Annotated in this window: 27 protein-coding genes and 1 other RNA gene; 14 read left to right on the plus strand and 14 right to left on the minus strand. The window is 64.1% G+C overall.

Going from position 1 to position 22,495, the window contains the following annotated elements; genetic code table 11:
- The first annotated feature begins 1 nt into the window (after nucleotide 1).
- Nucleotides 2-871: a 3-hydroxyisobutyrate dehydrogenase gene (mmsB, locus tag TQ38_RS06905; protein ID WP_043979429.1), complete on the plus strand. Its 870-nt coding sequence runs from the start codon at nucleotides 2-4 to the stop codon at nucleotides 869-871.
- Here mmsB and TQ38_RS06910 read toward each other — a convergent pair.
- The 5 genes from TQ38_RS06910 to TQ38_RS06930 are packed head-to-tail and all read right to left on the minus strand — an operon-like array spanning nucleotide 858 to nucleotide 3,780.
- On the minus strand, nucleotides 858-1,103 hold the full coding sequence (locus TQ38_RS06910; protein ID WP_082057933.1) for a hypothetical protein: 246 nt from the start codon (nucleotides 1,101-1,103) through the stop codon (nucleotides 858-860). The genes mmsB and TQ38_RS06910 overlap by 14 nt on opposite strands.
- Before the next feature lies 1 nt (nucleotide 1,104).
- Nucleotides 1,105-1,668 (minus strand): NUDIX hydrolase, encoded by a 564-nt coding sequence (locus TQ38_RS06915; protein WP_043979428.1) that lies wholly within the window; start codon nucleotides 1,666-1,668, stop codon nucleotides 1,105-1,107.
- Nucleotides 1,665-2,348: a TPM domain-containing protein gene (locus TQ38_RS06920; protein WP_043979427.1), complete on the minus strand. Its 684-nt coding sequence runs from the start codon at nucleotides 2,346-2,348 to the stop codon at nucleotides 1,665-1,667. Before TQ38_RS06920 ends, TQ38_RS06915 begins: the two co-directional genes overlap by 4 nt.
- Before the next feature lie 3 nt (nucleotides 2,349-2,351).
- The gene (locus TQ38_RS06925; RefSeq protein ID WP_052505964.1) at nucleotides 2,352-3,170 is read right to left on the minus strand and encodes a YgcG family protein; all 819 of its coding nucleotides are present in this window, start codon (nucleotides 3,168-3,170) and stop codon (nucleotides 2,352-2,354) included.
- Nucleotides 3,171-3,174: 4 nt separating this feature from the next.
- Complete coding sequence (locus TQ38_RS06930; RefSeq protein ID WP_043979425.1) at nucleotides 3,175-3,780, minus strand: LemA family protein; 606 nt, start codon at nucleotides 3,778-3,780, stop codon at nucleotides 3,175-3,177.
- Between the two features lie 198 nt (nucleotides 3,781-3,978).
- Here TQ38_RS06930 and mscL point away from each other — a divergent pair, with 198 nt between their 5' ends.
- Together mscL and ssrA are read left to right on the plus strand one after the other, a co-directional pair.
- Entirely contained in the window at nucleotides 3,979-4,446 is a 468-nt protein-coding gene (gene mscL, locus TQ38_RS06935) for a large conductance mechanosensitive channel protein MscL (RefSeq protein ID WP_043979422.1), read from the plus strand.
- Between the two features lie 53 nt (nucleotides 4,447-4,499).
- Nucleotides 4,500-4,899: a transfer-messenger RNA gene (ssrA, locus tag TQ38_RS06940) on the plus strand.
- A 78-nt stretch (nucleotides 4,900-4,977) separates the two neighbouring features.
- Here ssrA and TQ38_RS06945 read toward each other — a convergent pair.
- Nucleotides 4,978-5,256 carry a hypothetical protein gene (locus tag TQ38_RS06945; protein WP_043979471.1) on the minus strand — a complete coding sequence of 93 codons (279 nt, stop codon included), beginning with the start codon at nucleotides 5,254-5,256 and terminating at the stop codon, nucleotides 4,978-4,980.
- A gap of 308 nt (nucleotides 5,257-5,564) precedes the next feature.
- On the opposite strand from TQ38_RS06945, the gene TQ38_RS06950 reads away from it, so the two are divergent.
- Both TQ38_RS06950 and TQ38_RS06955 read left to right on the plus strand, forming a co-directional pair.
- Entirely contained in the window at nucleotides 5,565-7,673 is a 2,109-nt protein-coding gene (locus TQ38_RS06950) for a malate synthase G (protein WP_043979420.1), read from the plus strand.
- Nucleotides 7,674-7,835: 162 nt separating this feature from the next.
- On the plus strand, nucleotides 7,836-8,165 hold the full coding sequence (locus tag TQ38_RS06955; protein ID WP_240197982.1) for a pilus assembly protein: 330 nt from the start codon (nucleotides 7,836-7,838) through the stop codon (nucleotides 8,163-8,165).
- 4 nt (nucleotides 8,166-8,169) lie between these two features.
- Here TQ38_RS06955 and TQ38_RS06960 read toward each other — a convergent pair whose 3' ends face one another.
- Nucleotides 8,170-8,577 (minus strand): helix-turn-helix domain-containing protein, encoded by a 408-nt coding sequence (locus tag TQ38_RS06960; RefSeq protein WP_043979417.1) that lies wholly within the window; start codon nucleotides 8,575-8,577, stop codon nucleotides 8,170-8,172.
- A gap of 101 nt (nucleotides 8,578-8,678) precedes the next feature.
- Here TQ38_RS06960 and TQ38_RS06965 point away from each other — a divergent pair, with 101 nt between their 5' ends.
- Complete coding sequence (locus TQ38_RS06965) at nucleotides 8,679-9,452, plus strand: SDR family oxidoreductase (protein WP_043979415.1); 774 nt, start codon at nucleotides 8,679-8,681, stop codon at nucleotides 9,450-9,452.
- A gap of 49 nt (nucleotides 9,453-9,501) precedes the next feature.
- Here TQ38_RS06965 and TQ38_RS06970 read toward each other — a convergent pair whose 3' ends face one another.
- The 3 genes from TQ38_RS06970 to TQ38_RS06980 form a co-directional block, all read right to left on the minus strand.
- Nucleotides 9,502-9,945: a nuclear transport factor 2 family protein gene (locus TQ38_RS06970; RefSeq protein ID WP_043979414.1), complete on the minus strand. Its 444-nt coding sequence runs from the start codon at nucleotides 9,943-9,945 to the stop codon at nucleotides 9,502-9,504.
- An 11-nt stretch (nucleotides 9,946-9,956) separates the two neighbouring features.
- The gene (locus tag TQ38_RS06975) at nucleotides 9,957-10,643 is read right to left on the minus strand and encodes an SDR family oxidoreductase (protein WP_043979412.1); all 687 of its coding nucleotides are present in this window, start codon (nucleotides 10,641-10,643) and stop codon (nucleotides 9,957-9,959) included.
- Between the two features lie 174 nt (nucleotides 10,644-10,817).
- A complete protein-coding gene (locus TQ38_RS06980) occupies nucleotides 10,818-11,504 on the minus strand; it encodes a TetR/AcrR family transcriptional regulator (RefSeq protein WP_043979409.1) in 687 nt (228 codons plus the stop codon).
- Nucleotides 11,505-11,746: 242 nt separating this feature from the next.
- On the opposite strand from TQ38_RS06980, the gene TQ38_RS06985 reads away from it, so the two are divergent.
- Genes TQ38_RS06985 through TQ38_RS07000 form a run of 4 tightly spaced genes read left to right on the plus strand, consistent with a single transcriptional unit; the run spans nucleotide 11,747 to nucleotide 14,646 of the window.
- The gene (locus tag TQ38_RS06985; RefSeq protein WP_043979468.1) at nucleotides 11,747-12,274 is read left to right on the plus strand and encodes a nuclear transport factor 2 family protein; all 528 of its coding nucleotides are present in this window, start codon (nucleotides 11,747-11,749) and stop codon (nucleotides 12,272-12,274) included.
- A 40-nt stretch (nucleotides 12,275-12,314) separates the two neighbouring features.
- Nucleotides 12,315-13,643: an SRPBCC family protein gene (locus tag TQ38_RS06990; RefSeq protein WP_043979406.1), complete on the plus strand. Its 1,329-nt coding sequence runs from the start codon at nucleotides 12,315-12,317 to the stop codon at nucleotides 13,641-13,643.
- Nucleotides 13,644-13,645: 2 nt separating this feature from the next.
- Nucleotides 13,646-14,200: a VOC family protein gene (locus TQ38_RS06995; protein ID WP_043979405.1), complete on the plus strand. Its 555-nt coding sequence runs from the start codon at nucleotides 13,646-13,648 to the stop codon at nucleotides 14,198-14,200.
- A gap of 26 nt (nucleotides 14,201-14,226) precedes the next feature.
- Nucleotides 14,227-14,646: a nuclear transport factor 2 family protein gene (locus tag TQ38_RS07000; RefSeq protein WP_043979403.1), complete on the plus strand. Its 420-nt coding sequence runs from the start codon at nucleotides 14,227-14,229 to the stop codon at nucleotides 14,644-14,646.
- A 77-nt stretch (nucleotides 14,647-14,723) separates the two neighbouring features.
- On the opposite strand, the gene TQ38_RS07005 is transcribed toward TQ38_RS07000, so the two are convergent.
- Nucleotides 14,724-15,089 carry a putative quinol monooxygenase gene (locus tag TQ38_RS07005; RefSeq protein WP_052505963.1) on the minus strand — a complete coding sequence of 122 codons (366 nt, stop codon included), beginning with the start codon at nucleotides 15,087-15,089 and terminating at the stop codon, nucleotides 14,724-14,726.
- Nucleotides 15,090-15,229: 140 nt separating this feature from the next.
- Here TQ38_RS07005 and TQ38_RS07010 point away from each other — a divergent pair, with 140 nt between their 5' ends.
- Nucleotides 15,230-15,988 carry a glucose 1-dehydrogenase gene (locus TQ38_RS07010; protein WP_043979401.1) on the plus strand — a complete coding sequence of 253 codons (759 nt, stop codon included), beginning with the start codon at nucleotides 15,230-15,232 and terminating at the stop codon, nucleotides 15,986-15,988.
- 13 nt (nucleotides 15,989-16,001) lie between these two features.
- Here TQ38_RS07010 and TQ38_RS07015 read toward each other — a convergent pair whose 3' ends face one another.
- The 3 genes from TQ38_RS07015 to TQ38_RS07025 all read right to left on the minus strand — a co-directional run bounded on the left by TQ38_RS07015 (nucleotide 16,002) and on the right by TQ38_RS07025 (nucleotide 19,742).
- Entirely contained in the window at nucleotides 16,002-17,228 is a 1,227-nt protein-coding gene (locus TQ38_RS07015) for a glycosyltransferase (protein ID WP_043979399.1), read from the minus strand.
- Between the two features lie 16 nt (nucleotides 17,229-17,244).
- Nucleotides 17,245-17,817, minus strand: coding sequence for a helix-turn-helix domain-containing protein (locus TQ38_RS07020; protein WP_043979396.1), 573 nt, complete (start codon nucleotides 17,815-17,817; stop codon nucleotides 17,245-17,247).
- A gap of 131 nt (nucleotides 17,818-17,948) precedes the next feature.
- Nucleotides 17,949-19,742 (minus strand): ABC-F family ATP-binding cassette domain-containing protein, encoded by a 1,794-nt coding sequence (locus TQ38_RS07025; RefSeq protein ID WP_043979394.1) that lies wholly within the window; start codon nucleotides 19,740-19,742, stop codon nucleotides 17,949-17,951.
- A gap of 150 nt (nucleotides 19,743-19,892) precedes the next feature.
- On the opposite strand from TQ38_RS07025, the gene TQ38_RS07030 reads away from it, so the two are divergent.
- The 3 genes from TQ38_RS07030 (at nucleotide 19,893) to TQ38_RS07040 (ending at nucleotide 22,450) form a co-directional block, all read left to right on the plus strand.
- On the plus strand, nucleotides 19,893-20,198 hold the full coding sequence (locus TQ38_RS07030) for a PepSY domain-containing protein (RefSeq protein ID WP_043975453.1): 306 nt from the start codon (nucleotides 19,893-19,895) through the stop codon (nucleotides 20,196-20,198).
- Nucleotides 20,199-20,301: 103 nt separating this feature from the next.
- Nucleotides 20,302-20,979, plus strand: coding sequence for a response regulator transcription factor (locus tag TQ38_RS07035; protein WP_043975418.1), 678 nt, complete (start codon nucleotides 20,302-20,304; stop codon nucleotides 20,977-20,979).
- Between the two features lie 154 nt (nucleotides 20,980-21,133).
- Nucleotides 21,134-22,450 carry a sensor histidine kinase KdpD gene (locus TQ38_RS07040; protein WP_205316104.1) on the plus strand — a complete coding sequence of 439 codons (1,317 nt, stop codon included), beginning with the start codon at nucleotides 21,134-21,136 and terminating at the stop codon, nucleotides 22,448-22,450.
- Nucleotides 22,451-22,495 lie beyond the last annotated feature (45 nt).

Consider the following 22,495-nt stretch of genomic DNA (forward strand, 5'->3'; position numbering starts at 1 on the left):
CATGAAGATCGCATTCATCGGCCTTGGCAACATGGGCGGCGGCATGGCCGCAAATCTCGTCAAGGCAGGCCATGAGGTTCAGGCCTTCGACCTTTCGCCTGACGCACTGGCCAAGGCCGCCGAGAACGGCTGCGCCACCTTCACCGCCGTTCCCGACGCCGTCGCCGGCGTGGACGCGGTTGTCACGATGCTGCCCAACGGCGGCATCGTGAAAGCGGTCTACACCGCCGACGTGATCGGCAAGGCTCCGGCGGGCGCGCTGTTCCTCGATTGCTCGACGATTGACCTTGCCACCGCGCGCGAAGTTGCCGAACTGGCGGTCGCAGCGGGTTACGAGATGGTCGACGCGCCGGTTTCGGGCGGCATCGCGGCGGCCAATGGCGGCACGCTCACCTTCATGGTCGGCGGCGAGGATGCCGCCTTCGAGAAGGCCAAGGCCGTGCTCGATCCGATGGCCAAGGCGGTCATCCACGCCGGTGAGATCGGCGCGGGACAGGTCGCCAAGATGTGCAACAACATGCTGCTGGCGGTCCACATGATCGGCACCTGCGAGGCACTGGCGCTGGCTGAGAAAGCGGGCCTCGATCCGCAGAAGTTCTATGAGATCAGCTCGAAGTCGACCGGCTACTGCTGGTCGCTGAACGATTACACCCCGGCTCCGGGCGTGGGTGCGGCCAGCCCTGCGGACAACGACTATGCGGGCGGTTTCGCCTCGGCGCTGATGCTCAAGGATCTGCGTCTGGCTATGGCGGGTGCAGGCACGGCCGGCGCCACGGTGCCGCTGGGCGAGCATGCGACGAAAATCTACGAACAGTTCGTCGAAGCTGGAAACGGCGGCAAGGACTTCGGCGCGATCTTTACGACGTTGTAAGGTTAAATTCCTCCCCGTCGCGCGGCGATGGGGAGAAACTTTCGGATTGCCGTCGTTCCCGCTCGAATGCGGGTACTTTCATGCCCTTGGTGCGGCTGGTCAGGTGATATCGCCGGCACAGCCCGCAGCGATAGGGGCGTAGCGGGAAGGGTGCCTTCGCGGCGACTTCCAGTGCGGCGTCCTCACTCGCATAACGCGCCTTGCGCTGGCAGATGCCGGGGCGCGTGCGCATGTCAGCCGAGCAGCTTCGGCCCCAGCAGCGTCAGAATCTTCACGTCGATGGCATAACCCTCGGCGCGCCAGTCCTTCAACGCCTGCTCGATCCTGGCGAGGGGAACACGGTGGACCACGATATCTTCGCCCTCCACCCCGCCGCCTTCAGCCACTCTCGTCAGCCCGTGCGCGCGGAACAGGGTGAAACTTTCGCTGACCATGCCGGGGGAGGAAAAGAACTCGCCCACCTTTTCCATTGTCCCGGCGTGGTAGCCGGTTTCTTCCTCCAGTTCGCGGGCGGCGGCGATGGCAGCGTCTTCGTCGGCGTTGTTGTCATCGTCGCCGACGAGGCCGGCGGGCAGTTCGATGCAACGCTTGCCCAGCGGTACGCGAAACTGGTCGACGAGGATCACGTGGTCTTCCGCGTCGACGGCCAGGATCACTGCGGCGCGGATGCCGCGTGCGCGGCTCACGTATTCCCAGCGGCCCTGACGCCTGGCAGTGATGAAGCGGCCTTCCCACATCGTTTCCACGGGCAGGTCTGCGTCGTGGTGGCCAGAAGGCGCGTGGATTTGCGAGGTCATACTTCAATCAGCCTGTCGGGAAGTTCGTTGACGTCGCCCGGCTGGCGGGGGACGTGGGTGGCAAGCACGGGGGCGACCTTGCCGATGGCCGCGATCATCGCATCGGCGGTCCGGCCTTCGCGCAGTTCGGCGAGCAGGGCATGCATCGCCTCGGCCCAGACACCTGGCTCTACCTTCCCGGCGATCGCTTCGTCGGCGACGATCTCGGCGCGGTGTTCGCGCATCGAGATGTAGATGAGAATGCCGGTGCGCCCCGTGGTGCGCTGTTCGGTGCCGATGCGGAAGGCGCGCAGAGCCCGGTCGTGGACGCGCATGGTGCGGATCGGCGCAGGGATCATCCAGAACTTGAGCGGCTGCCATAGCTGGAGCAGCAACATGCCTGCGAACTTGAGGCTGGCCACGCCGAGCGCCAGCGAGAGGATCATGCGCGGCGTCCATTCGTGCCCCCAGTCGGCGATTAGCCGCTCGTAGAGGGTCATGTAGAATTCAGGTGCGATGGCCAGCACGCCGAGCGCCAGGAACGCCACTAGCGCCGACCAGGCCAGCGCCACGTCTGTGTAGCCGTCGGAACGATCGGCGAGGATCGTTACGATCTCGCCGGAACTGAGCAGTTCGCCTTCGGCCACAGCGGCGCGGATGCGTTCGTGGTCCTCGTCGGACAGGTATTGGGGACGTGCCATGATCTACCAGCTCCCGCTCGAACCGCCGCCGCCGAAATCGCCGCCACCGCCGCCGAATCCTCCGCCGCCCCAGTCGCTGCCGCCGCCTCCGCCCCAACCACTGCCGGAACCGCCGCCGAGACCGCCGGGAAGCCAGACGATCGGGCCGCCGAAACCGCTGCGCCTGCGTCCACCGCCGCCAGTCGCCGCGCGCATGATCGGCACGACGAAGAAAAAGATGACGACAAGTATGAAGATTACCGTACCGGGCGACAGATCATCGCCTGCATCGGCGCGCTGCTTGTCGGCCTGTGCGGCGATTTTCTGTGCTTCTTCGGGGGGCAGGGTGAGCTGCCTGATGATCGCGTCGGTGCCCGCCGCGATGCCGCCGGGCATGTCGCCTGCCTTGAAGCGAGGCAGGATCTGGTTGTTGATGATGAGGAAGCTCATGCCGTCGGTCAGCACCGGCTCAAGGCCGTAACCGACCTCGATGCGCACTTTGCGCTCGGTGGGAGCGACGATCAGGATCGTGCCGTTGTTGTCGCCCTTCTGGCCGATTTTCCAGTGCCGGCCGAGTTGGTAGCCGTAGTCGGAAATCTCGTAGCCGCCCAGGCTTGGCAGCGTCACCACGACCAACTGGCGGCGGGACTGTGTTTCCAGCGCCGCCAGCTTTTGCGTCAGCTGCGCTTCCTCGGCCGCCGGGATCACGTTCGCCGCATCGACGACGCGCCCGGTCAGTTTGGGAAACTGGGGGCCGGCAGCCTGCGCAAACGCCGGCGCGCCTGCAAGCAGGGCGCACAGGGCCAGCAATGCGGCCGTCAGGGCGGCCCGGAAGCGCGTCACCGGATCAGAGCTTGCCCTGGAGTTCCGGGGCCTTTTCGGCGCCGGGCGTAACCGACTTGTACGGCACCAGCGGATCGGCACCGCGCAGGCGTGCGCCGATCATCGAGGGGAAGGTGCGTACTTCGGTGTTATAATCCTGCACCGCCGCGTTATAGTCGCGGATGGTGATGCGGATGCGGTTTTCCTGGCCCTCAAGCTGGCTCTGGAGCATCTGGTAGTTGGCGTTGGACTTGACGTCCGGGTACGCCTCCACGCTGGCGATCAAGCGGCCGATGCCGGCACCCAGTTGGGCCTGAGCCTGCTGGAACTGCTCCATCTTGGCGGGGTCGCCCAGATCGTCGCCGCTCACCTGGATCGAGGTGGCCTTGGCGCGCGCTTCGGTTACGCCCACGAGGATGCCCTTCTCCTGCTCGGCCGCGCCCTTGGCGACGGCGGCGAGGTTGGGGACCAGGTTGGCGCGTTCCTGGAAAGCGGCCTCGACGTCGGCCCACTTGGCCTTCGCCGCTTCCTGCTTGGTCGGAACCGAGTTGAAACCGCAGGCGGCAAGCGACAGGGCCGCTGCAAGTGCCAGTACGGTGCGCCCGCGGCGGGCGGCGTTGGAAAGCGACATCGGCGTTATTCCTCCACTGAACCGTCGGCGCTGCCGGCGGCTTCCACGAGCGATAGATAGCGATGCCCCATGACGGATCAAGCGCGGCTATCATGGTACGTGGAAACCGACAGGGTTAACAATCGTTTGAGGGGCGGGCAGGAGTGTGTCAAAATGCACACCTCCCCCTCCCCATCGCCGAAACAGGGACTCAAGCGAATGGCAATATTCGACGAATTCAAGAAGTTCATCTCACGCGGCAGCGTGCTCGACCTCGCGGTCGGTGTGATGATCGGTGCGGCTTTCGGCAAGATCGTAAGCTCACTCACGGAAAACGTCATCATGCCCGTCATCGGCTGGGCGTTCGGTGACATCGACTTCTCGAACTATTTCATCCAGCTGGGCGAAGTGCCGGCAGGGTATGCCGGCAACGTGGGCGATTATGCCGCGCTGAAGGCCGCAGGCGTGGCCATGATCGGTTACGGTGAGTTCATCACCCAGATCGTGAACTTCCTCATCATCGCGATGGTTCTGTTCCTGCTGGTGCGCTCGATCAACAAGATGGTCGAATCGGTGAAGAAGGAACAGGCCGAAGCGGAAGCTACCGCCGCAGCCGACACGCCAACCGATCCGCAGCTCGATGCGCTCAAGGAAATCCTCGCGGAACTGCGCAAGGACAGGGTGTAAGCGCAGGCGCGGCGCGGCGCCGGCGCAGGTCGACGCTGCGCTCCTTCACGCGGTCACTTCACATTCAGGATCAAGGCCCTATATGGGCAAGTGCCGGCTTAGGCCGGATATGATGATAAATTGTTACGTACAATAGATGCAGCGGACCCGGGGGCGGTACCCGGCGGCTCCACCATCACCCGTTCCGAAAGGAACAACCCCGTTGTCGCGGGGGTGATGACGGGGCCGAACTAGGATCGACGTGTGTTGAAAAGCGTAGTTTTCATTCGGGCTGAGTAACCCGTTCAAGGCTCAAAACTCATAAGTGCCAACGACAACGACGCACTTGCTCTCGCAGCGTAATTCTAGGGGCTAACGCCCTGAAGTTACAAAGTTAGAACACGGCTGGGCCCGCCGGGTAACAGAAGGGATTCCAGGGGCCCGGGGTGAGCCTGTCAACAGAATCACCCCACCTTCCATCATTGATGTGCGCTTTGTGGCTGGGGCGAATCGGGCGCCGGGCCGCGTTGGCCACCGCCGTCTGCCGTGAGGTCAGGCGGCCTCGCGCTCGATGATCGGCGGGGCAGGGACTTCAGAGGCCCGCCGCGCAAGCAAGGCGGCCTTTTCGAACTTGATGCAGTCGAGAATCTTGGCGCCTGCCATGAACACCGCGCCGGTGCAGGCCAGGAACAGCAGCTTGCCGCCAAATCCCGGGAACCGCGTAAGATACACGCTGCCGCGCTCGACCGCTCCGAGGGCCAGCGCGTAGATTATCATATACGCTTCCCAATTGGTCTTGATGATAAACAGGCGACCGATCTTTCGGAGCATTTCCATCCCTTTGTTCTGGCCACTGCTCAGCAACGTTCGTGCCAACCCTGCGTTCCCGCCGCACTCGATGCTTAACGAATGCTGGAATGTAAGGGTTACCGACGGCCTCTGTAAATCCGGAGGAATCCCTGTGTGCCGTCACATGACACTATTATAACCAATGGAACCCGGACCTTGGGCGCTGTTGCCAATCGCGCGAGGTTGGGCCATAGCTCTCTCCGATCCTTCCCCAGGGCAATTTGGTAATAAACGTGACCGCTACAGGCCGTATCCACGGCGTGTGCGTTCGCAAACCAGTGCGAGGAAGTATGACTGACAGGGTTGATCGTTCCGGGCTTCAGGTCGATGCGAAGCTGGCCAGGTTCGTCGAGGAGCAGGTGCTGCCCCCGATCGGACATGACGCCGCCGCCTTCTGGCAGGGCTTTGCGCAGCTTCTGAGCGTATATGCGCCGCGCGGTGGCGCGCTGTTGGGTGCCCGCGATTCGTTGCAGATGCAGATCGATGCATGGCACCGGGCCCGCGCCGGCAAGCCCATCGACCAGGCCGAATACCAGGTGTTCCTGCGCGAGATCGGCTATCTGGTGCCGGAGCCGGGGGCTTTCACCATCACTACTACCGGCGTCGACCCCGAGATCGCGACGATGGCCGGGCCGCAGTTGGTCGTCCCGGTCCTCAACGCGCGCTTCCTGCTCAATGCCGCGAATGCGCGATGGGGCAGCCTTTACGATTCATGGTACGGCACCGATGCGCTCGACGCGGCGCCCGCGCAAGTTCCGGGCTACGATGCGGCTCGCGGCGCGGCGGTGATCGCTGCGGGCCGTGCGTTTCTCGATCAGGCAGTGCCGTTGAAATCCGGTTCCTGGGCCGATCTTGCAGATGTTACCGCCCTTGAACTCGCTAACGAGGCGCAATTCGTCGGCAAGACGGCGGCAGGCTTGCTGTTCGTCAATAACGGCCTCAACATCGAGGTTGTCGTCGACGCGGCGGGCCAGGTCGGCAGTACCGACAAGGCCGGCATTTCCGATATCGTGCTGGAAGCGGCGCTGACCGCGATCGTCGACCTCGAAGATTCGATCGCGGCGGTCGATGCGGCGGACAAGGTGCTGGCCTATGCCAACTGGCTCGGCGTGATCCAGGGCGACCTCACCGACACCTTCCAGAAGGGCGGCAAGGCGCTGACCCGCGCGCTGGCGCCTGACAAGGAAGTGAACCTGCCGAGCGGCGAAGCGGCGCTGCTGCCGGGGCGTTCGCTGCTGTTCGTGCGCAATGTCGGTCACCTGATGACCAATCCGGCGATCCTGCTGCCCGGCGGCGGCGAAATTCCCGAAGGCATTTTGGACGCAGTCATAACCAGCGCCATTTCGGCGCAGGACGTGCGTGGGCTGACGAAGTACGGCAACAGCCGCGAGGGCAGCATCTACATCGTCAAGCCCAAGATGCACGGGCCGGAGGAATGCGCTTTCACCAACGACTTGTTCGACGCGGTCGAGGATCTGCTGGGCCTTGCCCGGCATACCATCAAGGTCGGCGTGATGGACGAGGAGCGCCGCACTTCGGCCAACCTTGCTGCCTGCATCCACGCCGTGCGCGAACGCATCGTCTTCATCAACACCGGCTTCCTCGACCGCACCGGCGACGAGATCCACACCTCGATGCAGGCGGGTCCGATGATCCGCAAGGCTGCCATCAAAGCGTCTGCATGGATCGCCGCCTACGAGAAGCGCAACGTCGCCATCGGGCTGGCTCACGGCCTTTCGGGCGTGGCGCAGATAGGCAAAGGAATGTGGGCCGCGCCCGACATGATGCGCGACATGATGGAGCAGAAGATCGGTCACCCCAAGACCGGCGCCAACACCGCGTGGGTGCCGTCGCCCACTGCCGCCACTCTCCACGCCATGCACTACCATCAGGTCAACGTCTTCGGCCTGCGCAAGGATATCGCCGCGCAGGAAGTGCCCGGCCTCGATCTGTTGCTGCAGGTGCCGCTGGCGGACGGGGTGAACTGGTCGGAAGATGAGGTCCGCGAGGAACTCGACAACAATGCTCAAGGGTTGCTCGGCTACGTTGTGCGGTGGATCGACCAAGGGGTGGGTTGCTCCAAGGTGCCTGACATCAACGACGTCGGCCTGATGGAAGACCGCGCGACGCTGCGCATTTCCAGCCAGCACATGGCGAACTGGCTGCTCCACGGTGTTTGCTCGCCCGATCAGGTGATGGATTCGCTGAAGCGCATGGCCGCCAAGGTCGATGCGCAGAACGCGGGCGATCCGCTTTATGAATCGATGGCGGGCAATTGGGATACCAGCATGGCGTTCCAGGCGGGCTGCGACCTTGTGTTCAAGGGTGTGGATCAGCCCAATGGCTATACCGAGCCGCTACTTCATGCCTGGCGGTTGAAGAAAAAAGCCGCTGGCTGAGGCTGGTTCTTCCGGCTTGGCGCATAGTTTCCGGTCCGCCATCAGGCGGGCCGGAAATGCCACCGGAATGAACCGGAATTAACTCCAGAATAACTATTTGTACGTAGTACGTTTTCCAGCTCTGGCTAGGGAACGGCGGGCATGTTCATTCACAGACAGCGTATGCAGGCGCGCACGGTCGTCGCGGTAAAGGCAGCGATGCGCATTGGCGACCGGGTTGCGGACGCGACGCTGACCAATGCGTCTTCGCGAGGCGTTCTTGCCCTCGTTGCTTCGCCGCCTCCGCGCGGGACGGCGATTGAACTGGATATCGGCGGGCACATCCTGAAGGGGCAAGTGCGCTGGCGAGGCGCCGATCGCTGCGGCATCGCGCTGAAAAGCGAAATCAGTGTGGCCGACCTGATCGAAGGCAAGCTCGTTCCGCTCGTCTATGTGCCCGAGCGTCTTTCCCGCAGAAGCCCGCTCGAAATTTTCCGTGCGATGCTGGGGTAGGTCTTCAGCGCGCGTCGAAGTCTTCGCGCGCGCTTTCGACCCGGTCGAGGTTGGCCGCGGCCCATATCCAAACTCCGCAAAAAGCCTCACTCAGGCTCGATCCGAGCGGGGTGAGCGCATAATCGACGCGCGGCGGCACCACGGCATGAACGTGCCGGGTTATCATGCCGTCGCGTTCCATGCGGCGCAGGGTTTGCGTGAGCATTTTCTGGCTGATGCCCGGCACAAGCCGCGCGATCTGGGTGAAGCGCTGCTCCCCGTGTTCCTCGAAAACTTCGAGCAGGATCATCGTCCACTTGTCGGCGACGCGGCCGATCAGTTCGGTCACCAGCGCTTCGATGCGCGGATCAATGACCTCGCATTCACCCATCCTGGCCGGGGGTTCGATCGCATCGGGCGCTGCGGTCTCCATGGGACGGTCACTCTCTTTCGGGTAAGTATAAATCTTTGGGGTGCCTTCTTACCATTCGAATGTGCTGCGCTACATCGATGGCGTCAACCAAGGAGGTTCCAATGAAAAACACCGGAAACACCATCCTGATGACCGGCGGCGGCTCGGGCATCGGCGAGGCGCTGGCACAGCGGTTTCACGATCAGGGCAATGTCGTGATTGTCGCCGGGCGCAGGCTCGAAGCACTGGAAGCGGCATGCAAGGGCCGCGAGAACATGCATGCGCTGGTGCTGGACGTGGAAAGCGCAGAGGGTATCGCCGCCTTCGCGGCGCGGGTTCTGGAGGACTTTCCGGCGCTGAACGTCCTCATCAACAATGCCGGCATCATGCGCTACGAACGGCTCGATACCGCGCGCGATCTTGGCGATGCGGAAGCGACGCTGGTGACCAACGTGCTGGGTCCGATCCGCCTGATCGATGCGCTGGTGGATCACCTTGCCGCGCAGGAGGACAGCGCGATCGTCAATGTCACGTCGGGGCTGGCCTTCGTCCCGCTTTCAGGCACGCCGACCTATAGCGCGTCCAAGGCGGCCATGCACAGCTACACCCAGTCTCTGCGCGAGATGCTCCGCGGGCGCGTGGAAGTGATCGAACTGGCGCCGCCTGCCGTCCAGACCGACCTTACCCCCGGCCAGAGCACCCGCGAAGGCTATCAGCCGCTCCCCGAATTCGTGGGGGAGGTGATGGCCCTGTTTGCGCAGGACCCGACGCCGGAGGAAATTCTGGTCGAGCGCGTCAAGCCGCTTCGCTTCAGCGAAGTGGAGGGCAGGCAAGGCGCGATCATGGCCAACCTCACGGCCGTTTCACGCAAGATGTTCGAGCAGCTCGGAACCTGAGCGACAGGGCGCGCACTTGGAAGGTGCGCGCCCTGTTTTGCGCGGGGCGTCAGTCCTCGCGCGCGTCGAAGGTGGTATATTCGCGGCGGGTGAACAGCCACGCGCCGTCGATTTTCGCCAGTTCATCGACGTATCGGCCACGCAGGCGCATGGTCTTGGAAGTGGCCGGATCCTCGAAGATTTCCGAGGTGTAGGAGATCGCCGTGGCCCGGTCGCCGTCCACCAGGATTTCGCCGGGGTGGGCGACATAGACCATTGGCCGCGCCGCACCGCCGCCAAGGCCGTAGTGCTTCATCGATTCGCTCCAGCCAGCCACGATCGCCGCCTTGCCGGTGAACCCGCCCAGATCGGGAAATTCGGGCAAGGCCCAAAAGGCGTCCTCGGCCCAGGTGGCCGCCCAGGTTTCGACGTCGCGGGTCATCACGCCGTGGGCGTATGTGTCGAGCAGTTCGCGAATGAGGATGCGATCCTCCAGCGGTCCGGTGAATGCCATCGCTGCGTTCCCTACCAAGCGTGCTTTTCGCCGTTCCACTTGTAGAACTCGCCGGTGTCCTCGATTGCCCAGCCATCGGTGAGGGCCATGATCGAGGAGGCGCTTTCCTGCGGGGTGATGTCGGCGCCGGGGCCGCTCATGTCGGTCGAAACGTAGCCGGGGTGGATCACACCGACAACGATGCCGCGATCCTTCAGGTCGATGGCGATCGAGCGCATCATGCGGTTCAAGCCGGCCTTGGCCGCCGCGTATCCCCAATAGCCGCCGTAGGGCCAGGTCGAGGCGCCAAGCTGGCTGGAGAAGTTGATGACCTTCGAACCCTCGCCAAGGCAGGGCAGGAAGGCGCTGAGGACGCGCAAGGGGCCCTTCAACATGATCTCGATAGACTGGTCGAAGTCTTCCCAGTCTATATTCTCGAAATCGGCTTCGGCGTTACCGGTCACGCCGGCGACGTTGTAGAGGATGTCGATGGGTTCAGCGCCGGTCGATGCGGCGCCGGACTTAACCGAAGCGCTGTCGCTCACATCCATCGTATGGACCGTCACCTTGCCGCCGGACGAAGCCGCGAGGTCGTTGAGGGCATCGGCGCCTGCAGCATTGCGCACAAGTGCAAACACGCGGTCGCCGCGTTCGAGGTGTTGCTTGGCCAGTTCGAACGCGATTCCGCGCGCTGCTCCGGTGATTGCCACGTTCGCCATCAGGTTTCTCCTTCGATTCAGTTCTCTGGGGCCTCGGGCAAAGCGCGAGGCCGGTTCGAATCGTTATCCCGGTCAAGTCTGGAAGAGTAGGCGCCGCAGGGACACCTGTGACTTTGGAGAGAACGGGGGGGAGAGAACGGGGGGGAGAGAACGGGACGGGCAGGGCCCCCGCCTTCAGCGTTCCTCGCTGAGCCGCTGCATGGTGCGCGCGGCGAAATGGCGCAGGCGTTCAAGCCGCTCCCCGGTGCCGAAGACCGGCGCGTGGAGCAGCATGCCCATGTGGATGGCGCTGGTGAAGTCGTGCGCCAGCTTGAGGTTGTCCCAGTCTTCGCGCCACTGCGGAAAGGCCTCGATCATCTCGCTGGTCCAGACCGCGTCGTAGCGGCGCGCGGCAGGTTCGAAGATCGCGGCCAACTCGGCGTCGGTCCGCGCCGCGACAGCCAGTTCGACCCAGGCGGCATAGTCGCGCGTCTGCACCGAGCGCCAGTGCGCCTCGACCGCCATCTCGATCATCGGTTCGTCCACCCGGCGCGAAACGGCCTCGAAGTAGTCGGCAAGGAAGGTGCGCATGCGGTGGTAGACGGCGTGTTCAACCACGGCCGAAACCAGTTCCATGCGCGTCTGGAAGTGATGATGCATCGCTCCGCGCGAAACTTCGCAGGCCGCCGCCACGGCAGCGGTCGTCAGGCCGGGGTAGCCGCCCTCGACAAGGCAGTCGATCGCGGCGGAAACCAGCCGTTCGCGCATCAGCGCGCTTTTGCGCTGCTGCCATTTTTCGGGTGGGCCATTTTCAGGCGAGCGGGCGTGCATCTCGGGCGAGAGTGCGCTGAGCATCCGGTCCTGCAGAGACTGCGCTTTCAAATATCTCTCCCCCTTCGGGCGTCAGCGGTGCGCTTGTCGCCGCTTGCTCGAACCTAGCCAAAGTCGCAGGTGAGCAAGTGGGCCATAAGGTAGCATAAAAAACCGGCAGGTGAGTCGGTTTATTTCGAAACGGCTGCGGATGGCCAGAGGCGCGCGAAAATGCAGACGCGCCCTGATCGGGAACGGGAGAGTTGAAAAGGCATGCTCCATTCACGCGCGAATTCCATCCCGAGGCTTGCCCCGTGGACGCAGTGACGACAAAAGCCCGGTTCGACCTTGAGGCCGAGGTCCGCGATCTTGCCGCCCGGCGTGACATCGCCGATGCGGCGGCGCGCTACATGCGCGGGCTGGACCGGCTCGACCCTGTTCTCCAGCGCACGGCCTTCCACGATGACGCCGTTGTCGACTGCGGGCTGATGAAGGGCTCGGCGGACGAATTCGTCGATTTCGCGCAAGGCTTCCTCGCCGACATGGGCGCCACGCACCACCTGCTCGGGCAGTCGCGTATCGCGGTCACGGGCGAGACGGCCAGCGGCGAATGGTATTTCCAGGCCTGGCACTCGCTGCCGACGCCCGAAGGCAGTGTGCGCGACCTGTTCATTTCCGGGCGGTATCTTGATGAATATGCCTGCCGCGATGGCGACTGGCGCATCGTGAAGCGCGTCCTCGTCACCGACTGGGTGAAGGACGATCCCGGCACACTCGATTTCTTCGCGGCCAACCCCGGAGCGCCAAGAGGCGGCCGGCGCGGCGCCGATCCCAGCCAGTAGAGCTTACAGAAAAAACGCGAAACCACAGGATACCCAGCCTATGAACATCCAGACCCAGGCATCGCGCTACTCAGCCGATTTCGACATGCCGGTGCGCGGCGATCCCATCACTGCCGACCGTTACATCTCCAAGGAGTGGATGGACGGCGAGATGAAGAACCTGTGGCCCAAGGTCTGGCACCTTGGCGGCCTGCTTGCCGAACTGGAGGAGCCGGGCGACATCATCCGCCACAACTTCGCCAAGGAATCGGTCATCATGGTTCGCCAGGAAGACAATTCGATCAAGGCGTTCTACAATTCCTGCCCGCACCGGGGTAACCGCCTGATCGTGGGCGAACAGGCCAGCGTCATGCGCATCACCTGCGCCTATCACAGCTGGACTTTCGACCTCGACGGTACGCTCGCCAAGGTCCAGGACCCCGACGATTTCGAGGGCGGGACGCCTTGCGGACGCCTTCACCTTTCCGAACTGCGCTGCGAGACCTGGGGCCCCTTCGTGTTCTGGTGCATGGACGATGACGTCGCCCCGCTGCACGAATGGATGGCGCCGCTGCCCGATCGCCTGAAGGGCTACGGCGTCGACAACTGGGTGCGCGTGCTCAAGGTGTCGGCAGACGCGGATTTCAACTGGAAGATCATCCGCGACAATTTCAACGAGAGCTACCACCTCCCCACCATCCACCCGGAACTGGCGACCTTCATCAACGACGGCCTGCCCGATACCCTGTTCGAGATGTACCCCTCGGGCCACAACTCGATGTGGATGAAGGGCCATCAGGCGACCACCCGCGTCGACTATCACACCAGCGAAGTCCCCGCCCCGCTGGGAGAGGCGGCGCGCGCATGGGGCATCGATCCCGAACCGTACAACGGCCGGACCGGCGACCTGCGCGAAGCCATCATCGAGGCCAAGCGCCGGCTGGGTCCGGGGCGCGGCTACACCAATTACGACAATATGAGCGACCAGCAGTTGGTGGACTATTTCCACTGCACCCTGTTCCCCAACCTCACTCTGACCATGAGCCCCGAACAGCTTCAGGTCCTGCGCACCGAACCGCATCCGACCGACCCGGAAAAGTGCGTGTTCCAGCACTGGTGCCTCTACCCGCCGGTAGAGGGCATGAAGGAAGTGTTCACGCCGCTGGGCATGTTGCCGCTGGAACATGACGCGGTGGCGCGTCACTCGGTTTACGGCGACGGTGTTTCGGTGGGCTACGTGGCTGATCAGGACCTGTCGATCGGCACCACGCAGCAGCAGGGCCTCAACTCTCGCGGGTTCAAGGGCTGCAATCTGCCGGGCCAGGAAAAGCGCATCCAGCGCTTCCACGAACTGCTCGACGATTACGTGAAGGGCGAGAAGCCGGCCTGAGCATGATCCCCGTTCCCGGCCGGCCCGGGTCCCACGTCATGCAGGTTGCCTTGATGGTCGACGACATCGAGAGCGCCTGCATGAACTGGGTGCGGACCACCGGGATCGGGCCGTTCTTCCACGTCCCGCGCATCGTTCTTGAAGAGTACGATTACCGCGGCCGGACCGCTTCCGGCCTCGATTTCTCGGTCGCCATCGCTCAGTCGGGCGGAGTGCAGATCGAGCTTGTGCAACAGCACTGCGATAGCCCTTCGGCCTACCGCGATACCATTGCCAGGGGGCAGGGCGGCTTCCACCACCTTGCCATCTACACCGGCGACTATGACGCGGCCTACGCCGGATACGTCGACCAGGGCTTTGCCGCTGCGGTCGATGGCAGCTTCGGCGGTTTCCGCTTCAGCTATATCGACACCAGCGCGGCGATCGGCTGCATGATCGAACTGATCGAGGAAAACTCGCTACAAGGCGATTTCTTCGCGCGCATCGCCGATGCAGCACGCGACTGGGACGGCGTGACCGATCCCATCCGCCCCGGCTTCCCCGCCGAGGCGCAATGACCGACAGCCTGAGAGGAATTCCCGACATGACTGCCTGCCCCGTTGAAGATCGCCTGGCGATCCAGGACCTGCTCGTCTCGTACGCCCACGCGGTAGACAGCCTGCACGACCTCGACGGCATCTGCGCCGTGTTCGAGGAGGACGCGGTGTTCGACCTGTCGGGCATCGGCTTCCCCAGCCTCAATGGCCACGGCGAGATCCGCAAGTTCTTCGAGGACACGTTCGAGGCGATGGCGGCGCACGCGCACTACCTCACCAACTTCGCGATCACCGCCTATGACGGCGATACGGCTTCGATCCGCGCCTATGTGATCGGCATGGGCAAGTACAAGGCGGGCGGCGGCATCACCGTCAACGGACGGTATTACTTCGACGTCGTGCGCACGGCTGCAGGCTGGAAGGCCAAGCGCTACACGATGGATTTCCTTATCCCGATCGAGGGATAACAGGGCCATTTCGCCATTTCACACCGCCGTCACTCTGAACCATGTTAGGGTGACGGCGGTGTGAAACACCAAGCCAATCAGGCTCCGGCCAGAGTCACCCCGAAAATCTCCTTCCGGGGCCAACCGTCGTCGGCGTAGACCGGCTCGATCCCGGCGGCGGTATAGAGCTGCACATGAAAGCCGGTCAGTTCGTACCGTTCCAGATGGCTGCGCATATCGGCATAAGGCGGGTCGGCGAAGTGTTGGAGCAGCGCTTCCTCGCTGTCCCACTCCTCGTATACGTGCATCTGCCCCGGTTCCAGCGGGTCCACTGCCCAGTTATAGGCGGTGCAGCCCGTTTCCTCGCGGGCGGCGGCAATATGATCGGCGCCGCTGACGATGATCTCGGCGCAGGTCTTCTCGTCGCCGGCGAAACGCAGCCAACCGGCCACGATGATACGCATGGAATAGTCCTCTCTCGATTATGTAGGGAGAGGCTAGGGCTGCCCCGGCACCCGCGCCTCTGGCACTTTGCACAGGTGCATGGCGGCCGCCCACGCCGTTCAAGGACGGCAACACAAGAACAGACGACGGAGAGCGAGTGATGACGGGTCGGATCGAAGGCAATGTGGCGCTGGTCACTGGCGGGGCCTCCGGGCTGGGCGAGGCAATCGTGCGCCGCTTCGTGGCCGAGGGCGGCAAAGTGCTGATTACCGACATCGATGTGGCGGCAGGCGAGGCGCTCGCCGTCGAACTGGGCAAGGCGGCCGCCTTCGCACAGCTCGACGTGACGCAGGAAGATCAGTGGATCGCGGCCTTGGCGCGCATCGAGCAAGACCATGGCCGGATCGACACACTGGTCAACTGCGCCGGGATCACCACCGTCGGTTCAGTGGAGGATCTGACGTTCGACGCTTTGCGGCATGAACTGGATATCGACGTCGGCGGCGTGCTCCTAGGCTGCAAGCATGTGATCCCGATGATGAAGCGCACTGGCGGATCGGTCATCAACATCGCCTCGATGGCCAGTATCCGTGCACGCGACTACCTAGCCGCCTATAATGCGGCGAAGGCTGGGGTCACTCATATGACCAAGTCGATCGCGCTGCACTATGCCCACAAGGGGTACGGCATGCGCTGCAATTCAGTGCATCCCGGCGTGATCCTGACGCCCATGCTGGAAAAGGTGATGAACCAGTCCGAGACGCCCGATGCGCTCTACGCGGAATGGGTGGCCGGGCATCCCATCGGGCGGCTGGGCAGGCCCGAGGAAGTGGCGGCGCTGTGCCTCTATCTCGCCAGCGACGAAAGCGCGTTCGCGACCGGCGCGGAATTCGTGCTGGACGGTGGATCGTCGCTTTAGGCGTCGGGCAGGCTCAGGGCTCTACTGCCAGTTCCGGTTCGGGCGCCGGTTCGCTTTCTCCAAGCACGCCTTTCCAGAAGTGCACGATGTTTTCAGCATTCACACCCCAGCTGAAGCGGCTGACGTGTTCCGCCACATCGGCCTGGCTGGGCGGATCGGAGAGAATCTCGGCGACGGCCGAGGCAATGGCTTCGGGCGTGCGTTCGGCAATCCGGCCGGCGCTTGCGTCGCTGACGATCTCGCGCGCGCCGCCGATATCGGGGATCACGATGGGGGTTCCGCAGGCAAGACCCTCGATCCACACGTTGGCGAGGCCCTCGCTGGCGGAGGGCAGCACCAATACGTCTGCCGCACATAACACATGCGGCAGCAGTTCGTGGTCTATCAGCCCCAGGAAGTGGACACGTTCCTCCACCCCCAGCCGCCGGGCGAGGGCTTTCAGACGTGCCTCATCCTCACCCGCACCGGCCAGGGCCAGGCGTGCTTCGGGCAGGCGGGTTAGCGCCTCGATAACGATGCCCTGGCCCTTGCGGGGGATCAGCGCGCCGGGCGTCACCAGCAGGGGCCCTTCGGACCATATCTGCAGGTTGGGCATGGCCGAGACCAGCGCGCGGGCGGCGCCGCGCTCGATCGGGTGGAACTTCTCGCGGTCCAGCCCGGTGTAGTGGATGGCGATGCGATCGGCCGGCATGCCCAGCGCGATCATGTCCTCCCGCAGCGCCTGGCTGACGGCGAGCAGGCCCGCCGCCTGCGCCGCCGCATCGCGCATCTGCTTCAGGGCATGAGGGCGCTGGCCCCAGAAATGGATGTCCGCACCGCGAGACTTGATGGTCAACGGCAGGCCCAGTTCGCGCGCGATGATCGCGGCGGCGGGACCATCGGGGAAGAAGAACTGCGCATCGACGAGATCGAAAGGCCGCTCGGCATGAAGGCGGCGCACCAGTGGCAGCACGGCATGCGCGATACGCGCCGGGTTGGTGTCTCCGCCGATCTTGGGAAAGGTCGTGAACTTGGGATAATAGACCGGGAAACCGGCAGTATCACCGACATCGGGGATGGCCTTTAGCCGCGCATAAGGTTCGCGCATGGATAGCGGCCAGGGCGGCACGCCGATCGGGCTGACCACGGTAAGCTGGATATCCCCCTGCGCCACGACGGCGCGCATCTGGTTGCCGACGAAAACCCCGAACGAGGGCTTTACCGGGTTCGGGAAAAGCGTTGCGATCGAGAGAATATGCATCGAGGGGCGTGTGCCTTCAGAGTTTCCGGACCAGCATTTCGGCAACAGCCAGCCATGCGGGATGTTCCACGCTTACGCGGTCCTGTCCGCTGGTTGGAGGCAGAAGCACGATGGTATCATCGCTGCCTTCGATCAGGCGGCCGAAGGAAAAGTGGCCGCCCGGGCGCGGGGCCAGCACGTCGCGGTTCATCAGGCGGGCAGCTTCGGCGGCGGGATACTGGCGCAGCCACACCTGGTCGCCGGCGCGGTATTCGCCGCAGGATGCCTCGACAGCCAGCACCAGCCAGGGAGTGTCGGCGGCAAGCGAATGGGGCAACACCGCCTCAATCGGGGTGCGCAGGGCTTCGGGGCCTTTGCCGCCCAGCGTGGCGACGATGCGGGCAGGTTCAGCGCCTTCGCTGCGCAGGAGGGTTTCCGGTTCGACACCCAGCGCGGCGGCGATGCGGTTCATCCACACCAGCGAGAGGTTGCGCATTCCGGTTTCGAGCCGGCCGATGGTCTGCGCCGTCGTCTGCGGGTCGCAGGCGAGCGCCACGTCGGCCAGGGTCATGCCCTTTTGCGCGCGAATGTCGCGGATGCGGTTGATCATGCTTCTGCCCCTAACCGATCTGGTTTTTCGCTTTCCTACAGGGCGAGGGATTTGGCAAGTCTCAAGGCTCAGCCGGAATCACGAGGCGGCGGCCATGCAACAGCAACCAGGAGCTTGGGAACCGACCGGGCTCAGCCTTCCACCTGCTCCGCCAGTTCGAGCCAGCGTTCCTCGGCAGCTTCCTTGTCGCCCTGCGCCTTTTCGATCGCGGCGGTGAGGGCGGCGAACTTCTTCGGATCGCGGGTGTAGAGCGCGGGGTCGGCCATTGCCTGCTCGTCGCGGGCGATGGCGGCTTCCAGTTCCTCGATGCGCTTGGGGAGCAGCTCGTAGTCGCGCTGGTCCTTGTACGAGAGCTTGGCCTTCTTTGCGGGCATCGGTGGCGGCGCGGCGGTTTCGGCCTTGGCCTTCTTGCCCGAGGAGGCGGTGCGTTCGCGGCGCTTGGCTTCCCAGTCGGCATAGCCGCCGACAATCACGTCGATGAACCCCGACCCGTCGAGGCCGAGCGTGAGGTTGACGGTGCGGTCGAGGAAGTCACGGTCGTGGCTGACGATCAGCACGGTGCCTTCGTAATCGGAAATGACTTCCTGCAGGAGGTCCAGCGTTTCCAGATCGAGGTCGTTGGTAGGCTCGTCGAGCACCAGCAGGTTCGAGGTGGTCGCAAATTCGCGCGCGAACAGCAGGCGCGAGCGTTCGCCGCCGGAAAGGGTGCCGACTTTTGCCTCGACCATGTTGGGGTCGAACAGGAAGTCCTTGAGATAGCCTTGGATATGCTTGCGCACGCCGCGCACGTCGATCCAGTCGCCGCCTTCGGCTACGACCTCGCGGATGGTCATTTCCGGGGCCATCCGGCTGCGCTGCTGGTCAATCACGGTGGGATTGAGCGTATTGGCCAGCGTGATCTTGCCCGAATCGGGTTCCAGCTCGCCCATCAGCAGCTTGAGCAGGGTGGTCTTGCCCGAACCGTTGCCCCCGACCACGCCGATGCGGTCACCGCGCTGGATGCGCAGGCTGAAGTCCTTGATGACGGTGCGCTGAGAGTCTCCGTCCCCGAAGGACTTCGTCACCTTGTCGGCGACGATGACGGACTTGGTCTTGCTGTCGTCGGCGACCACGGCCAACTTGGCGGCGCCTTGCGGACCCATCATCGCCGCGCGGGTGGCGCGCATTTCCCACAGCTTGGCAAGGCGGCCCTGGTTGCGCTTGCGCCGCGCGGTGACGCCGCGTTCCAGCCAGTGGGCTTCGATCTTGAGCTTGGCGTCCAATTTCTGGGCGGCGCGCTCCTCCTCGGCGTAGACTTCGTCTTCCCAGGCATCATAGCCGCCGAAGCCGATGTCCTTGCGGCGCAAGCCGCCGCGGTCGAGCCACAGCGTCGCATTGGTCAGCCGGGTCAGGAAGGTACGGTCGTGGCTGATGACCACGAAAGCGCCGTTGTAGCGTTGCAGCCACGATTCCAGCCAGTCGATCGCGTGAAGGTCGAGGTGGTTGGTCGGCTCGTCCAGCAGCAGCAGGTCCGGTTCGGAGGCCAGCGCGCGGCACAGCGCGGCGCGGCGGCGCTCACCGCCCGATGCGCTGGCGGCTTCGCGCGAAAGGTCGATGCCAAGCTGGTCGGCGATCGCTTCCACTTCGTGGCGCGGCGGTGCATCGTCGCCGTGGATGGCGAAATCGAGCAGGGTGTCGAAACCGGTGAAGAACGGGTCCTGCTCCAGCGTGACCACGCGCGTGCCCGGCTGGACCGAGCGGGTGCCCTTGTCGCCCTCCACGATCCCGGCGATCAGTTTGAGCAGCGTGGTCTTCCCCGCGCCGTTGCGGCCGATCAGGGCCAGCCGGTCACGCGGACCGACGTTGATGTCGAGGTTCTGAAAGAGCCAGCCATTGCCCTGGACAAGGCCAAGGCCTTCCCAGCTTAGGATCGGTGCGGTTGCCATATGAAGGCGCCCCTACAGGCGGGGCGGGGAGGGCAAGCGCAGGGTTTGTCGGCGCGGCATATCAGGTCTGCGACGAGCCGAACCTTTCGGCCACCTTCCAGCCACATTCAGGACTTGTTCAACGCGTCGGAATTAGGCACCGAAGCCGTGATGAAAAGGTTTTCCTCCCCGTTGGCCGCTCTGGCCATGCTTTCCCTCCTTGCAAGCACTCCTGCGGTCCATGCCGATTCCGGCGGCGATCAGGGCGAGGCGCGCAGGGAGCGCAAGGCTGGCAACATAATGTCGATCCGCCAGATCGAGCAGATGGTGTTGCCGCGAATGGCGGGCAAGCAATACCTTGGTCCGGATTACGATCCTGCCGCGATGGCTTACCGGCTGAAGTTCATTCAGGACGGAAAGGTTTATTTCGTCGACGTCGATGCCCGCACCGGGCGCATCATCGGCCAAAGTCGCTGACCCGCTCCCTTAACAGGGTGCGGGAACCTAGCGCGGCTGAGCGGCTTGACCCTTGCGGGCTTTCGCCCCATCTCAGGCCCGTTCATATAGGGAGGACGATACATTGCGCATCCTGATCGTCGAGGATGAGCCCACCCTGGGCAATCAGCTCAAGACCACGCTGGAGCAGAACGGCTACGCCGTCGATCTGTCCACCGATGGCGAAGACGGGCATTTCCTCGGCTCGACCGAAGATTACGACGCGGTGATCCTCGACCTCGGCCTGCCCGAGATCGACGGGCTGACCGTGCTCGGCATGTGGCGCCGCGAAGGGCGGACCTTCCCGGTCCTCGTCCTTACCGCGCGTGACAGCTGGTCGGACAAGGTTGCAGGGCTTGATGCCGGCGCCGACGACTATCTCGCCAAGCCCTTCCAGACCGAGGAACTGATCGCCCGCCTGCGCGCGCTGATCCGCCGTGCTTCGGGCAATACTTCCAGCGAACTGACCGCAGGCGACGTGCGCCTCGACACGCGCTCGGGCCGGGTCACCCTGGCCGGCGAGCCGGTGAAGCTGACCGCGCAGGAATATAAGCTGCTGTCCTACCTGATGCACCACAAGGGCAAGGTGGTCAGCCGTACCGAACTGATCGAGCATATCTACGATCAGGATTTCGACCGCGATTCGAACACGATCGAGGTCTTCGTCACGCGCATCCGCAAGAAGCTGGGTGCCGACGTCATCACGACGATCCGCGGCCTTGGCTACAGTCTCGACGATCCCGCCCACCCCGGCCGCGGCTGAGCCGGTCGCCATGGGCGCGGCCGATCCCGGCGTGCCCGGCCCGGATTCCGTCCAGGTTTCCGGGCAGGGGCCGGGCTCAGATGCCGGCCCGGATTCGGACCCCTTGAAGACGCGCGCGCGGCGCTCCGGCAACACGGGGTCGCTTGCACGGCGCATGATGCTGATCGCGGCGGGGTGGATATCCTTCCTGCTCCTCGCGGGCGGACTGGCCCTCGACCATACCGTGACCGGCATCGTCACGCGCAATTTCGACGAGGGCCTAAGCTACGTCCTTACCGGCATGATCGGTTCGGCCGAAATCGGCGCGGATGGGGAAGTATTCTTCATCCGCCCCCTTGGCGACCAGCGGTTCATGGAGCCCAATTCGGGCCTCTACTGGCAGATTCGCGCGAAAGGGCACGAGGATTTCCCGTCGCGCTCGCTATGGGATCGCAGCCTCGATGTGCCGGCAGGTCATTTCGATGCCGAGCCGCACGTCTACGACAGCGACCAGTTCGCGGGCGAGCCGCTGCGCGTGCTGGAACGCTCGATCATTCTGCCCGGCAGCAATACGCAGTGGATGTTCACGGTCGCCGCCAGCCGCAAGGACCTGAACGACCAGATCAAGATGATCCGCTCGATCCTGGTGTACAGCTTCGTTGCGCTGGGCTTCGGCCTCATGCTGATGTCGGGGATGCAGACCTGGTACGGCCTGTTTCCGCTGCGCCACGTGCGCCGCGCTATCCAGAAACTGCGCACCACCGGGGCGAGCCGGGTCAACGATCCGCTGCCCCGCGAAGTGGAGCCGCTGGTCAATGAGCTGAACGCCCTGCTTGCCCATACCGAACGGCAGGCGGAGGAAGCGCGTACTCACGCCGGCAACCTTGCCCATGCGCTGAAGACGCCGCTGACGGTGGTTATGAACGCGGCGACTGCGAAGGCGCCCGATCTTGCCGATACCGTGATTCGCGAGGCGGCGGTGATGCGCCGTCAGGTGGACCACCATCTTGCGCGGGCCAGGGCGGTCGGCCGCCGCGCCGTGGGGATGTCGCGGGCGGAAGTCTGGCCCAGTCTCGAAGCGGTGTTGCGCGCCGTCGAGCGGCTTTATACGCAGGCCCGGCTGGACCTCGATGGACCGCGCGACATCGTCGTCGCCATTGAGAAGCAGGATCTTGAGGAAATTCTCGGCAACCTGATCGAGAATGCGGCCAAGTATGGCGGCGGCAGCGTGTTCGTAACGGTGGATGCGGCGAAGGAGCCGCAGTTCTGCGAAATCTGGATCGAGGACGACGGCATGGGCATTCCCGAGGCGGAGCGCGTGCGCATCTTCGATCGCGGCGCCCGGCTCGACACCGGCAAACCCGGCACTGGCCTTGGGCTTGCCATCGTGCGCGATGTCGTGGAAATCTATGGCGGCACCGTCCATCTCGATGAGAGCGAGGATCTGGGCGGCTTGCTGGTGAAGCTCAGGCTGCCGCGTATCCCAGTCTGACGAGAGGTGCAATTTATCCGGGGGAACCGCGTGAAGGGCGGTTGT

Origin of the sequence: Novosphingobium sp. P6W (assembly GCF_000876675.2) — a bacterium.
Taxonomy (GTDB): Bacteria; Pseudomonadota; Alphaproteobacteria; order Sphingomonadales; family Sphingomonadaceae; genus Novosphingobium.

Bases quoted from the DNA above. Each gene is read 5' to 3' on its own strand.
- TQ38_RS07015 (WP_043979399.1), bottom strand. From the start codon at position 17,228: ATGCATATTCTCTCGATCGCAACGCTTTTCCCGAACCCGGTAAAGCCC.
- TQ38_RS06945 (WP_043979471.1), bottom strand. From the start codon at position 5,256: ATGCTCCGAAAGATCGGTCGCCTGTTTATCATCAAGACCAATTGGGAA.
- TQ38_RS06950 (WP_043979420.1), top strand. From the start codon at position 5,565: ATGACTGACAGGGTTGATCGTTCCGGGCTTCAGGTCGATGCGAAGCTG.
- TQ38_RS06970 (WP_043979414.1), bottom strand. From the start codon at position 9,945: ATGGCATTCACCGGACCGCTGGAGGATCGCATCCTCATTCGCGAACTG.
- TQ38_RS06955 (WP_240197982.1), top strand. From the start codon at position 7,836: ATGCAGGCGCGCACGGTCGTCGCGGTAAAGGCAGCGATGCGCATTGGC.
- TQ38_RS07005 (WP_052505963.1), bottom strand. From the start codon at position 15,089: ATGCGTATCATCGTGGCCGGTTGGCTGCGTTTCGCCGGCGACGAGAAG.
- TQ38_RS07000 (WP_043979403.1), top strand. From the start codon at position 14,227: ATGACTGCCTGCCCCGTTGAAGATCGCCTGGCGATCCAGGACCTGCTC.
- TQ38_RS06975 (WP_043979412.1), bottom strand. From the start codon at position 10,643: ATGGCGAACGTGGCAATCACCGGAGCAGCGCGCGGAATCGCGTTCGAA.
- TQ38_RS06920 (WP_043979427.1), bottom strand. From the start codon at position 2,348: ATGGCACGTCCCCAATACCTGTCCGACGAGGACCACGAACGCATCCGC.
- mmsB (WP_043979429.1), top strand. From the start codon at position 2: ATGAAGATCGCATTCATCGGCCTTGGCAACATGGGCGGCGGCATGGCC.
- TQ38_RS06915 (WP_043979428.1), bottom strand. From the start codon at position 1,668: ATGACCTCGCAAATCCACGCGCCTTCTGGCCACCACGACGCAGACCTG.
- TQ38_RS06995 (WP_043979405.1), top strand. From the start codon at position 13,646: ATGATCCCCGTTCCCGGCCGGCCCGGGTCCCACGTCATGCAGGTTGCC.
- TQ38_RS07025 (WP_043979394.1), bottom strand. From the start codon at position 19,742: ATGGCAACCGCACCGATCCTAAGCTGGGAAGGCCTTGGCCTTGTCCAG.
- TQ38_RS07030 (WP_043975453.1), top strand. From the start codon at position 19,893: ATGAAAAGGTTTTCCTCCCCGTTGGCCGCTCTGGCCATGCTTTCCCTC.
- TQ38_RS06930 (WP_043979425.1), bottom strand. From the start codon at position 3,780: ATGTCGCTTTCCAACGCCGCCCGCCGCGGGCGCACCGTACTGGCACTT.
- TQ38_RS06910 (WP_082057933.1), bottom strand. From the start codon at position 1,103: ATGCGCACGCGCCCCGGCATCTGCCAGCGCAAGGCGCGTTATGCGAGT.
- TQ38_RS06965 (WP_043979415.1), top strand. From the start codon at position 8,679: ATGAAAAACACCGGAAACACCATCCTGATGACCGGCGGCGGCTCGGGC.
- TQ38_RS07020 (WP_043979396.1), bottom strand. From the start codon at position 17,817: ATGATCAACCGCATCCGCGACATTCGCGCGCAAAAGGGCATGACCCTG.
- TQ38_RS07010 (WP_043979401.1), top strand. From the start codon at position 15,230: ATGACGGGTCGGATCGAAGGCAATGTGGCGCTGGTCACTGGCGGGGCC.
- TQ38_RS07040 (WP_205316104.1), top strand. From the start codon at position 21,134: ATGATGCTGATCGCGGCGGGGTGGATATCCTTCCTGCTCCTCGCGGGC.
- TQ38_RS06990 (WP_043979406.1), top strand. From the start codon at position 12,315: ATGAACATCCAGACCCAGGCATCGCGCTACTCAGCCGATTTCGACATG.
- mscL (WP_043979422.1), top strand. From the start codon at position 3,979: ATGGCAATATTCGACGAATTCAAGAAGTTCATCTCACGCGGCAGCGTG.
- TQ38_RS06960 (WP_043979417.1), bottom strand. From the start codon at position 8,577: ATGGAGACCGCAGCGCCCGATGCGATCGAACCCCCGGCCAGGATGGGT.